This window comes from Eisenbergiella massiliensis, from assembly GCF_003435485.1.
Map to the genome: position 1 here is coordinate 19,143 of NZ_QVLV01000023.1, position 13,077 is coordinate 32,219.

Below are 13,077 nucleotides of genomic sequence, written 5' to 3' on the forward strand. Positions count from 1 at the left end.
TTCAGAGCGAAGCGGCGAAAATACGACCCGACCTTGACGCGGATAACCCCCATATAATACGGGCGGGCAAAGGGCATAGATTGACCTTTGCCTTGATTACCCTTATGGGAAGTTACAGCAACACCAAACCCAGAGAAAGGAGGTTTTCACTTGGCGTATGTACCCGTACCCAAAGACTTATCCAAAGTCAAGACAAAAGTAGCGTTCAACCTTACCAAACGGCAGATTGTATGTTTTGCGGCGGCTCTCCTGTTCGGCTTGCCGCTTTTCTTTCTGCTCAAAGACAGCACAGGCACAAGCCTTGCGTCTATGGCTATGATTGCCGTCATGCTGCCCTGTTTCCTCTTTGCCATGTATGAGAAGCATGGACAGCCCCTTGAAGTGGTGGTGAAGAACATCATTCAGACGAAATTCATAGCCCCCAAAGAACGACCATACAGGACAGACAACTTTTATTCCGTCTTAGAACGGCAGAGAAAACTTGAAAAGGAGGTATCAGCGATTGCAAAAGGAAACACGAAGAAACAGCGCGGCGGGAAGCGCAAAGCCTAACCCGCCCCGCAAGCTCACCCGCGCCGAGAAAAAGCAGATTGCGGAAATCATCAGACAGGCAAAGGGCGACGGGAAAGCGCACACCGCGCAGCAGACAATCCCTTATATCCAGATGTACCCGGACGGTATCTGCAAGGTTACGGGACGGAAATACTCAAAGACCGTCGCCTTTGAAGATATTAACTATCAGCTTGCACAGGCAGACGACAAGACCGCCATTTTTGAGAACTGGTGCGACTTCCTCAACTACTTTGACGCTTCCGTTTCGGTGCAGCTCTCTTTCATCAATCAGGGGACGCAGCGCGGCGAAGCGGAAAAGGCGGTCAATATCCCGGCACAGGAGGACGCTTTCAATTCTATCCGCACAGAATACCGGGATATGCTGAAAAACCAGCTTGCAAAGGGCAACAACGGGCTTGTCAAAGCAAAATATATCACCTTTGCCATTGAAGCCGACAGTCTGGGCGCGGCGAAATCCCGCCTTGCCCGTATCGAAACGGACGTACTCAACAACTTTAAGCTCTTGGGCGTGTCTGCCCGCCCCATGACAGGCTATGAACGCCTTAAAATGCTGCATGGCATTTTCCACCCGGAGGGCGGGCAGTTTGCCTTTGATTTTTCATGGCTTGCCCCGTCCGGGCTTTCCACAAAGGACTTTATCGCCCCGTCCTCTTTCCGTTTTGGCGAGGGGCGGTATTTCCGCATGGGGCGCAAAATCGGCGCGGTTTCATTCCTTGAAATCCTTGCGCCGGAATTAAACGACCGTATCTTATCTGACATTCTGGACTTGGAAACGGGCGTTATCGTCAATCTGCATATCCACAGTATCGACCAGACCGAAGCCATAAAGACAATCAAGCGGAAAATCACCGACCTTGACAAAATGAAAATCGAAGAACAGAAAAAAGCGGTACGCAGCGGCTACGACATGGATATAATCCCGTCCGACCTTGCCACTTTCGGCAGCGAAGCGAAGAACCTCTTACAGGACTTGCAGAGCCGGAATGAAAGAATGTTCCTCTTGACGTTCCTTGTGGTGAACATGGCAGACACAAAAAGGAAACTGGAAAATGACGTATTCGCGGCGGCGGGCATTGCACAGAAGAACAACTGCGCCTTAACCCGCCTTGACTACCAACAGGAAGCGGGGCTTATGTCCTCTGTACCGCTTGGGGAGAACCTTATCCCCATTCAAAGAGGGCTTACCACGTCAAGCACCGCTATCTTTATCCCCTTTATCACGCAGGAGCTTTTTCAGACGGGCGCGGCTTTGTACTATGGCTTAAACGCCCTTAGTAACAACATGATACTCTGCGACCGCAAGCAGCTAAAGAACCCCAACGGCTTAATCTTGGGTACGCCGGGAAGCGGGAAATCCTTTGCCGCCAAACGGGAAATGACAAACGCTTTCCTCATTACCGACGACGACATAATTATCTGCGACCCGGAAGCAGAGTATTTTTCCCTTGTGCAGCGGCTTGACGGGCAAGTGATACGGTTATCGCCTACGGGCAAGGGCATTGACGGGAAGCCCCAGTATGTGAACCCTATGGATATTAACCTCAATTACAGCGAGGACGACAGCCCCCTTGCGCTGAAATCCGACTTTATCCTCTCCCTCTGCGAGCTTGTCATAGGCGGCAAGGAGGGCTTGCAGCCCGTCGATAAGACCGTCATTGACCGCGCTGTTAGGAACGTGTACCGCCCTTTCCTTGCAGACCCCGACCCGGAGAAAATGCCTATCTTGGGCGACCTCTACAACGAGCTTTTGAAGCAGCCGGAGCCGGAAGCGGCGCGTATCGCGGCGGCGTTGGAGCTTTATGTTTCCGGGAGCCTTAACGTCTTTAACCACAGGACGAATGTAGAGCTTTCAAACCGCCTTGTCTGCTTTGACATCAAGCAGCTTGGGAAGCAGCTCAAAAAATTAGGTATGCTCATTGTGCAGGACCAGGTATGGAACCGCGTCACCGTCAACCGGGCAGAAAGGAAATCCACCCGGTATTTTATGGACGAATTTCATCTTCTCTTGAAAGAGGAACAGACCGCCGCCTATTCCGTTGAAATCTGGAAGCGTTTCAGAAAATGGGGCGGCATACCCACAGCAATCACGCAGAACGTCAAAGATTTGCTTGCTTCCCGCGAAGTGGAGAATATCTTTGAAAACTCTGATTTTGTCCTCATGCTCAATCAGGCGGCGGGCGACCGGGCTATCCTTGCAAAGCAGCTCAACATCTCCCCGCAGCAGATGAAGTATGTCACCCACACCGAAGCGGGCGAGGGGCTTATCTTCTACGGGAACGTGGTGCTGCCCTTTGTAGACCGCTTCCCGAAAGACACCGAGCTTTACCGGGTAATGACGACGAAGCCGGAGGAAGTGGGCGAAGCATGAACGGGCTGAAAACTGACACAATCATCAACCGGGACGCGCTCTATGCCTTGCGGGAGCTTCCAGAGGAAAGCGTACACTGTTGCGTCACAAGCCCGCCCTACTATGCGCTTAGGGATTACGGGCTTGATATGCAGATTGGGCGGGAGGACACGCCGGAGCAGTACATTGACAGGCTGACCGAGGTTTTCCGCGAGCTGCGCCGGGTACTGCGTTCTGACGGTACGCTCTGGCTGAATATCGCGGACACCTACTGCGGCACAGGAAATAAAGGCTACCATGCAGACCCGAAGAACCCGAAAGGCAGAAACGGACAGCAGATTGCAAGAAACAACCGCGTTTCCGGCTGCAAACAAAAGGACTTAATCGGTATCCCTTGGCTTTTAGCCTTTGCCCTACGCGCTGACGGGTGGTATTTACGGAGCGACATTATCTGGCAGAAAGAAAACCCCATGCCGGAGAGCGTGAAAGACCGCCCTACCCGCTGCTATGAACATATCTTTCTGCTTACGAAGTCAAAGAAGTATTTTTATGACGCAGCCGCCATAGCCGAGCCGTTAGCCCCCACAACGGCGGCGCGGTACCGCACCGGGCGCAGCGCGGGACAGAAATATGCGGACGAAGTACCCGGACAGGGGAACGTACAGGGGCTTAACCGGGCGCGAAGCGGCAGCTACTACGACGAAGCCCTCATGCCGACCATGCGGAACAGGCGGGACGTGTGGCTTATCAATACCGTTCCCTACAAGGGCGGGCATTTCGCCGCGTTCCCGCCAAAACTTGCCGAAACCTGTATCAAGGCGGGCTGTCCGAAAGGCGGCGTTGTGCTTGACCCCTTTTTCGGCAGCGGCACGACGGGGGCAGCCGCAAAGCAGCTTGACAGGCATTATATAGGCATTGAGATAAACGCCGAGTATTGCGCCCTTGCAAGGGCGCGGATTGGAGGGACAGACACATAAAACAATATAAGGCGCGTGAAAAAGTCACGCAGAAAATGACCCGCGAGGGGGCTGTCGAGGTAAACGCCGCTACCGGGAAAAAGAAACGTATCAGCAAGCGGATAAGGGACGCGGACTTTGCAAAGACCGAAGCCCCACCGCAGCCGGAACAGGCAGCGCAGCCCCTACCGGGCGGCGCAACTTCCCCGCCCTTAACCGACACGCCGCCGCTTCCCCATGCGCCGGGGGCAGAACGGGAACAGGACACCGCAGCAGCCGAGCGCGTCTTGGAACGTATCGACGGGGCGCGTACCAGAAAGGCGAGCAAAAAGGCGGCGAGGAAAGCACAGGCAGAAGCCACAGCAAAAGAAAAATCTTCCCGCTTGCAGTTTACCGACGAGGAACGGGCAACGCCGGAGCTTGAAAGGTATATCCGAAAATCGGACAAAGCAGCCGACCGTCTGGACGCGGCAAAGGCGGCTATCCCCAAAGAAAAGAAACTTGTACGGGAGCGCACCTTTGATGAAGCCACCGGGAAAGGCAAGACCCGCCTACATTTTGAGGAACAGGAAAAGCCCATAGGAAAGAATAAGCCCCACAATAACCCGCTATCCCGCCCCGCACAGGAAGCGGGTATTTTCGTCCACAACAAGATACATTCCGTTGAAAAGGACAATTCCGGCGTTGAGGGGGCGCACAAATCCGAAGAACTGGCAGAGCGCGGCGCAAAGTACGGGGCGCGGAAAGTCAAGGAGGGCTACCACAGCCACAAGCTCAAACCCTACCGGGCGGCGGCAAAGGCAGAGAAAGCGGCGTTCAAGGCGAATGTGGATTTTCAGTACCATAAAGCCCTGCATGACAATCCGCAGATTGCGGGCAATCCCCTTTCCCGCTTCATGCAGAAGCAGCAAATCAAGCGGCAGTATGCAAAGTCGGCAAGGAAAGGCGGCGCAAAAACGGCGCAGAAAGCCGCAGAGAACACCCGCAAGGCGGCAAAAAAGACCGCCGAGGAAACAAAAAAGGCAATCGCTTTTGTAGGGCGGCACCCGGCGGGCGTATGTATCGCCGTTGCCGCGCTACTCTTATTCATCATGGTATCGGCGGGGCTTTCCTCTTGCGGTTCCATGTTCTCCGGCTTGATGAACGGCATACTTGGGACTTCCTACACGTCGGAGGACAGCGACCTTGTGGCGACGGAGAACAATTACGCCGCAAAGGAAAACGAGCTTCAGCAGCAGATTGACAATATCGAAAGCACCCACCCCGGCTATGACGAATACCGCTATGACCTTGACAGTATCGGGCATAACCCCCATGAGTTAGCGTCCTACCTCACCGCCCTTTTACAGACCTACACCCCGCAGAGCGCACAGGCAGAGCTAAATCGCGTCTTTGCCATGCAGTACACTTTGACGCTGACAGAAGAAACGGAAATCCGCTACCGCACAGAAACAAGCACAGACCCGGAAACAGGGGAAACGACCACCGAGGAAGTACCCTACGAGTACCATATCCTCAACGTGAAGCTGACGAACAAGCCCATTTCCGAGATTGCGGAGGAACTTCTAACGCCACAGCAGCTTGAAATGTACCGCGTCTATCTGGAAACAAGCGGAAACAAACCGCTGATTTTCGGCGGCGGCTCCCCCGATATGGGCGCGTCCGAGGATTTAAGCGGCGTACAGCTTGTAAACGGCACACGCCCCGGCAACACCGCCGTTGTAGACCTTGCGAAGCGGCAAGTCGGCAACGTGGGCGGGCGACCCTTTTGGAGCTGGTACGGATTTAACAGCCGCGTGGAATGGTGCGCCTGTTTCGTTTCATGGTGCTACAATCAAGCCGGAAAGAGCGAGCCGCGCTTTGCCGGGTGCCAGTCACAGGGCGTACCCTGGTTCCAGTCACGCGGGCAATGGGGCGCGAGGGGCTATGAGAATATCGCCCCCGGCGACGCTATCTTTTTCGACTGGGACGGGGACGGGAGCGCAGACCATGTGGGGCTTGTTATCGGAACGGACGGGGAGCGCGTCTATACCGTCGAGGGCAATTCCGGCGACGCCTGCAAGATAAAGAGCTACCCCGTCAATTACTCCTGTATCAAAGGCTATGGGCTGATGAACTGGAATTAACATATTTTTGAGCAAAGAAAGGAGAAATTTATTGATGGCTATGAACAAAATTGAACGTATCGACAAAGAGATTGCAAAGACCCGCGAGAAAATCACCGAGTACCAGAACAGATTAAGGGGGCTTGAAGCGCAGAAAACCGAAGCGGAAAACCTGCAAATCGTACAGCTTGTGCGCTCCATGCGCCTTTCCCCGCATGAGCTTTCCGCTATGCTTTCCGGCGGCGGTATTCCGGGCATGGAAGCCGCGCCGGGCTACCCCGCAGAACCCGCAGACCACGACACCGAAGAAATGGAGGACACCGAGAATGAATAAGAAAATCCTTAGAACCTTGACCGCACTCTGCGCCGCCCTCATGCTGACGGGCGGCTTTTCCGTCACCGCCTTTGCACAGACCCCGGAGGGACAGGACGCGACCGACGACAGCGGCGTTGTCTATGAGGAACCCGAAAAGGAAGAACCCCTTACCCCGGACGGGAACGCGACCCTTGTAGACGATTTCGGCGGCAACAAGCAGCTTATCACAGTGACGACCAAAAACGGCAATTACTTTTATATCCTTATCGACCGGGACGACGAGGGCGAGGACACCGTACATTTCCTTAATCAAGTGGACGAAGCCGACCTTATGGCACTCATGGAGGACGGAAGCACCGAAGCAGCCCCGCCCGCCGTTTGCAGTTGCACCGATAAATGCGAAGCCGGAAAGGTAAATGTGAGCTGCCCTGTCTGCAAGGACAACATGACCGCTTGCAGCGGCAAGGAAGCGGAGCCGGAAACCGAGAAACCAACAGAGCAGCCCAAAGAGAAAGGCAATACAGGCGGGCTTGTGCTTTTCCTTGTCGTGGCACTTCTTGGCGGCGGGGGCGCGTTCTATTATTTTAAGTTTATGAAGCCAAAGCAGAACGTCAAGGGCGACACCGACCTTGAAGATTTCGATTTTGACGATTACGACGAGGACGAGGGGGACGGGCTTTCTGATGAAGAACAGGAGGACGAGGAAGCATGACGCTTTTTACCGAAAACCCTTTAGAAAAAATGATGGTACAAAGACCCACCGGGCGGCGTGACAGTGCGCCGCCCGTTCCAAAATCCCCGGCGTGTATGCGTTGCCCTTATAAGGCGCAATCCCCCTGTATCGGCTATTGTCTGAAACAGGCACAGGAGAAGAAGCACACCGCGCCGGAACGCTGAAAGGAGGATTTTTTCATGGCATTTAGACTTGTGATTGCAGAAAAGCCGAGCGTGGCGCAGACTATCGCCGCCGCGCTTGGCATTAAGGGGAAACAGGACGGGTATATCGAGGGCGGCGGCTACCTCATTTCATGGTGCGTCGGGCATTTGGTACAGCTTGCGGAAGCTGCCGCCTACGGGGAGCAATATAAAAAATGGAGTTTTGACAGCTTACCCATTCTGCCGGAGGAATGGCAGTACGCCGTTGACCCGGACAAGGGGAAGCAATTCAAAACCATTAAAGAGCTTATGCACCGCGCCGACGTTTCCGAAGTGGTAAATGCGTGTGACGCGGGGCGCGAGGGTGAATTGATTTTCCGCTTTGTCTACGAAGTGGCGGGCTGCAAGAAGCCCATGCGCCGCTTGTGGATTTCTTCAATGGAGGACGGGGCGATTAAGGCGGGCTTTGCTTCCCTCAAAGACGGGCGGGACTATGGCGCGCTCTTTGCGTCCGCCCTCTGCCGCGCAAAGGCTGACTGGCTTATCGGCATTAACGCCACCCGGCTTTTCTCCTGCCTGTATGGAAAGACCTTGAACGTGGGGCGCGTCCAGACCCCGACCTTAAAAATGCTCACCGACCGGGACGCGGCTATCTCCCATTTCCAGAAAGAAAAATATTATCATGTTCGCCTTGATTTATCCGGCGCGGACGCGGCAAGCGAAAGGATTTCGGACAAGGCAGAAGCCGACGCGCTGAAAGGGGCTTGCGAAGCGGGAAAGGCGGTATGCGTTTCCCTTACCAGAGAGAAGAAAACCGCAGCCCCGCCAAAGCTCTTTGACCTTACCTCTTTGCAGCGGGAAACGAACCGCATTTTCGGTTACACCGCAAAGCAGACCCTTGACCTTGCACAATCCCTTTATGAAAAGCGGCTCCTTACTTATCCGAGGACGGACAGCAGCTTTCTTACTGACGACATGGGCGGCACCGCAGCGGACATTATCGCGCTGCTCTGCGAAAAGCTCCCCTTTATGGCGGGCGCGGACTTCACGCCGGAGATTGCAAAGGTATTAGACAGCAAGAAAGTATCAGACCACCACGCAATCATTCCCACTATGGAGCTTGCAAAGGCTGACCCGGACGCGCTGCCGGAAAGCGAGAAGAATATCCTTACCCTTGCGGGGGCGCGTCTGCTTTTTGCCACCGCCGAGCCGCATATTTATGAAGCGGTTACGGCGGTTTTCTCATGCGCCGGGACAGACTTCACCGCAAGGGGAAAGACCGTACTTGCGGAGGGTTGGAAAGAGCTTGAACGCAGATACCGGGCGACGCTGAAAGATAAGCCCGAAGCAGAGGACGGGGAAAATGAGGGCGTGACGCTGCCGGAGCTTTCCGAGGGACAGAACTTTCCTAACCCCGCCGCAAAAGTAACGGAGCATACCACAACGCCGCCGAAGCCCCACAGCGAAGCGTCGCTTCTCTCTGCTATGGAGCGAGCCGGGAACGGGGACACCGACCCGGACGCGGAACGCCGGGGGCTTGGCACTCCCGCCACCCGCGCCGCCGTCATTGAAAAACTGGTAAAGGGCGGCTTTGCAGAGCGCAAGGGGAAGCAGCTTATCCCCACGCAGAACGGAGCCGCCCTTATATCAGTCTTGCCGGATATGCTCACTTCCCCGCAGCTTACCGCAGAATGGGAAAACAATCTGACGCAGATAGCAAAGGGAGCCGCAGACCCCGGCGAATTTCTGTCCGGCATTGAAGCTATGGCGCGGGAGCTTGTGCAGACACACGCCGCAGCACTGGACGGGAAAAAGGATTTGTTCCGGGAGGAAAAGCCCTCTGTCGGCAAATGCCCCCGTTGCGGTTCCCCCGTCCATGAGGGGAAGAAAAACTATTATTGCAGCAACAAAGAATGTGCCTTTGTCATGTGGAAGAATGACCGCTTTTTCGAGGAACGCAAGACCGCTTTTTCCGCGAAGATTGCCGCCGCGCTCCTTAAATCCGGCAAAGTGAATGTGAAGAAGCTCTATTCCCCGAAAACAGGCAAGACCTATGACGGAACTATCGTTCTGGCTGACACTGGCGGGAAATACGTCAACTACCGTATCGAAGTACAGAAGAACTAAAAACTTGAATAGCAAGCATAGGAAGCGGGTACCCACTTCCGTAAATCCCTGTCCTGCCGCTGACGCGCCGGACGGGGATTTTGCTTGTTGGGAAGTTTCCCAAACCCTCTAAAAAAATGAAAAAATTGTTGGCATAACGCACAGCCCACCGTAGTACGGGGCGAACCCCAAAAGCGCGGCGGTGCGCCGCCATTTCAGAAAGGAGCGAATGAATGGAAAAGAAAAAAGGTTACTCCATGTTTGAGCGTGACAAGTTAGACCCGGCTGACAGTATGCGGATAGAGCGAAATATTTATTTTGAGGAACAGACCGCTGACCTTTCCGGGCTTACCGCCCTGCCCTTAGAACAGTTACAGGCATTGCGGGAAGAATACGCGGCGGCTGAACAGGCAGCTTTTGAAGCCTTGCAAGAACAGGCGGCGGCATGGGACGAACAGGCGGGAAAGACCCTTGCCATTGACAAAGCCATTGAGTATGTGAGGACACCCGAAGCTACGCATACCGCGAACCAGTGGGAAGCTACGGACTACGGGAAGCACATCAGCAACCGCGTCTACCAAATGCGCTACCACATATCCGAGAATACCCGGTATGACAGGGAAAAAGAGAAATCCATTCCCTATTCGTGGACGCTTTCATGGAGTATTTACACCAACAGCCCCCACAATTACGGACAGGCAAAAATCGCCGGACAGGAAAGGAAAGTCTTTGCAGACAAGGCAGCTATGGAAAAATATCTGAATGGGCGTATCAAAGCCTATCAGCATTTATTCACCGAGGTATCGCCGCCTATCCCGCCAGAGTATGCAGAGCATTTCAAAGTAAACGGGCAGCTTTTACCGGGCTATGCTATCGAGGGCGAGGAACGGGCGCAGCCTACCGCTGAAAAAGCAGCCCCCACCACAGCAGAGCCGCCACAGGACACCGAACAGAGAAAGGAGCGTGAAACCATAAACGAGCAGTTTTCAATTCTTATCGACAGCCGCAGCCGCTTTGAAACAGGCAAACCGGGCGGCGTGTGGCTTCCCATGCCGACCACAACAGAGCAGCTTCATGCGGCTATGGAAAGCGTCGGCATTACCGCAGACAATCCGCAGGATTTTTTCATCAACGGGTATTCTTCTACGGAGGACTGCCCCTTTGACTTGCCGCTTTCCGTTATCCAAAGCGCAAGCATGGACGAGCTGAATTATTTTGGAAAACTTCTGGAAATGCAGAGTGACGGGGACAAGGATAAATTTGCGGCGGCGGTTACACATGGCGAGTATGCCGGAAGCATGAAAGACCTTATCAACCTTGCACAAAACCTTGACTGTTACTGGCTCTATCCCACTGTCCGCAGCGAAGAAGATTACGGTTATTATCTTATCGACGAACTGGACGAGCTGGAGCTTCCCGAAGAAGCAAAGAAATATTTCAAGTATGAAGAATACGGGCGGGACGCAGTTAGCAAGGATAAGGGGCAGTTTACCGAACAGGGCTATATCTATAACAATCAGAACACCTTTACCGAATGGTATCGGGGAACGGAAAACGAGATACCCAAAGAATACCGCGTTATGAGCTTCCCACAGCCGGAACGCGGCGGACAGGACAAGACCTTTATGGACGCAGCCGCCACAGAGCAGACCGCCCGAACCGCCGCAGAGCAGCCACAGGAGCCGCACCCGGTTATCCCTATCGTGCTGACAGCCGGGAAGCCCGCCGAGAAATTAAAAGAGATTACCGACCGTCTGGAACAGGGCATTACGGAACTCTTTGACAGCGAGCGTTACAAGGAATATCTGAAAGTCATGTCAAAATTCCATAATTACAGCTTCCGAAACACCGTCCTTATCGCCATGCAGAAGCCGGACGCTTCCCTTTTGGCGGGCTTTTCCGCTTGGAAGAACAACTTTGAGCGAAATGTGATGAGAGGGCAAAAGGGAATTAAAATCATTGCCCCGTCGCCCTATAAAATCAAACAGGAAATGCAGAAAATCGACCCGCACACGCAGAAGCCCATAATCGGCAAGGACGGAAAGCCCGTCACCGAGGAAAAGGAAATCACCATACCCGCCTACAAGGTGGTATCCGTCTTTGACGTTTCCCAGACCGAGGGAAAGGAACTGCCGGACATTGCCGTTGACGAACTGACAGGCGACGTTGACCGCTATAAGGACTTTTTCGCAGCCCTTGAAAAGACTTCCCCCGTTCCTATCGCCTTTGAGAATATCGAGGGCGGCTCTCATGGCTACTACCACTTGGAGGACAAGCGCATTGCTATCAACGAGGGCATGAGCGAATTACAGACCTTAAAGACCGCCATTCACGAAATCGCCCATGCGAAGCTGCACGACATTGACCTCAACGCGCCAAAGGACGAGCAACCCCGCGTTGACCGCCGCACCCGCGAAGTCGAAGCGGAAAGCGTCGCCTATACCGTCTGCCAACATTACGGGCTTGACACGTCGGACTATTCTTTCGGCTATGTCGCCGGGTGGAGCAGCGGGCGGGAGCTGTCCGAGCTGAAAAGCTCCCTTGAAACGATACGCAGCGCAGCCGCCGAGATTATCAATTCCATAGACGCGAATTTTGCGGAGCTGCAAAAGGCACAGGACAAGGAGCAGACCGCCGGACAGGAGCAGCCCACCAGAGAGGGACAAGAAGCCGCGCCACAGCCGGAAGCCCCGAAAAAAGCAGATACAGCCGGGAAAGAAAAGCCGGAAGCAGCCCCGAAAGAAGCCTTTACCCCGGAAACGATTTACAGAGTGCGCCGGAACCCTTACAGCGACAGCCGGGAAAACAGCCACCTCTTGCAAGCCTATGTGACACAGGAGAACGGGCGGGCGAAAATGGGCGACGTGCTTTATACGGGAACGCCGGAGAAATGCCGCGAGCTTATGGGGCAGCTCAAAAGCGGCGAGCTGACCGAGGGCGACGTAAAGCAGCTTTACGCAAAGGCACAGGAAACGGCGCAGACCACCGGACAGGACAAGGACACCTTTTCCATTTACCAGATAAAGGGCGGGGACGAAACAAGGGACTTCCGCTTTGAGCCTTACGACCGCCTGCAGGCGGCGGGAAATGTGGTTGATAAAGCGAACTATGAGCTTGTCTATTCCGCGCCCCTTGCGCCGGAAACTTCCCTTGAAGATATTTATACCCGCTTCAATATCGACCACCCAAAAGATTTTAAGGGACACAGCCTTTCCGTTTCGGACGTGGTAGTGCTTCATCAGAACGGACAGGACACCGCGCATTACGTTGACAGCGTAGGCTTCCGGCAAGTGCCGGAGTTTTTACAGGAGCAGAAGCAGCTTACCCCGGACGAGCTGACAACGGGCGAAACAATCCAGACACCGAGGGGGACTTTCCATGTGACCGCCATGAGCCGGGAGCAGATAGAAGCCGCCGGATATGGCTTTCACCACCAGTCGGACGACGGAAAGTATCTGATTATGGGGAACGGGACGCGGGCGTTTGCTGTTGCCGCAGAGCAGCCGGAAAAGGCAAACCCCTTGAAGCATATCGAGGACACCGTAGAGCAGAACGACAACAACTTTGACGGTATCATCAACAACACCCCTACCGTTGACGAACTGGAAGCAAAGGTTAAGGCGGGAGAAACAATTTCCCTTGTTGACCTGGCTAACGCGGTCAAAGCCGACAAAGAGCGCGGCAAGGAAGCGAAGCCGGAAAAGAAGCCCTCTATCCGGGCGCAGCTTAGGGCTGACAAGGAAAAGGCGCAGAAGAAAAACGCAAAGCAGAAATTACAGGATTTGGAAAGGAGCTGAC

9 protein-coding genes are annotated in these 13,077 nt (G+C 54.3%); all 9 read left to right on the plus strand.

The window, feature by feature from the left end:
- Positions 1–150 precede the first annotated feature (150 nt).
- The 9 genes from DXC51_RS23285 to DXC51_RS23325 all read left to right on the plus strand — a co-directional run bounded on the left by DXC51_RS23285 (position 151) and on the right by DXC51_RS23325 (position 13,076).
- Positions 151–552 carry a PrgI family protein gene (locus DXC51_RS23285; protein WP_002569171.1) on the plus strand — a complete coding sequence of 134 codons (402 nt, stop codon included), beginning with the start codon at positions 151–153 and terminating at the stop codon, positions 550–552.
- Positions 503–2,941 (plus strand): VirB4-like conjugal transfer ATPase, CD1110 family, encoded by a 2,439-nt coding sequence (locus DXC51_RS23290; RefSeq protein ID WP_002569172.1) that lies wholly within the window; start codon positions 503–505, stop codon positions 2,939–2,941. The genes DXC51_RS23285 and DXC51_RS23290 overlap by 50 nt, the downstream gene beginning before the upstream one ends.
- Positions 2,938–3,897, plus strand: coding sequence for a DNA-methyltransferase (locus DXC51_RS23295; protein WP_002569173.1), 960 nt, complete (start codon positions 2,938–2,940; stop codon positions 3,895–3,897). The genes DXC51_RS23290 and DXC51_RS23295 overlap by 4 nt, the downstream gene beginning before the upstream one ends.
- Positions 3,898–3,932: 35 nt before the next feature.
- Positions 3,933–6,002 carry a C40 family peptidase gene (locus tag DXC51_RS23300; protein WP_002569174.1) on the plus strand — a complete coding sequence of 690 codons (2,070 nt, stop codon included), beginning with the start codon at positions 3,933–3,935 and terminating at the stop codon, positions 6,000–6,002.
- Positions 6,003–6,036: 34 nt separating this feature from the next.
- A complete protein-coding gene (locus tag DXC51_RS23305; protein ID WP_002569175.1) occupies positions 6,037–6,315 on the plus strand; it encodes a DUF4315 family protein in 279 nt (92 codons plus the stop codon).
- Positions 6,308–7,009: a DUF4366 domain-containing protein gene (locus tag DXC51_RS23310; protein ID WP_002569176.1), complete on the plus strand. Its 702-nt coding sequence runs from the start codon at positions 6,308–6,310 to the stop codon at positions 7,007–7,009. The genes DXC51_RS23305 and DXC51_RS23310 overlap by 8 nt, the downstream gene beginning before the upstream one ends.
- Positions 7,006–7,194, plus strand: coding sequence for a hypothetical protein (locus DXC51_RS23315; RefSeq protein WP_002569177.1), 189 nt, complete (start codon positions 7,006–7,008; stop codon positions 7,192–7,194). Before DXC51_RS23310 ends, DXC51_RS23315 begins: the two co-directional genes overlap by 4 nt.
- Before the next feature lie 15 nt (positions 7,195–7,209).
- On the plus strand, positions 7,210–9,300 hold the full coding sequence (locus DXC51_RS23320; RefSeq protein ID WP_002569178.1) for a DNA topoisomerase 3: 2,091 nt from the start codon (positions 7,210–7,212) through the stop codon (positions 9,298–9,300).
- Positions 9,301–9,512: 212 nt separating this feature from the next.
- Positions 9,513–13,076 carry a YodL domain-containing protein gene (locus DXC51_RS23325; RefSeq protein WP_002569179.1) on the plus strand — a complete coding sequence of 1,188 codons (3,564 nt, stop codon included), beginning with the start codon at positions 9,513–9,515 and terminating at the stop codon, positions 13,074–13,076.
- The last annotated feature ends 1 nt before the right edge of the window (position 13,077 follow it).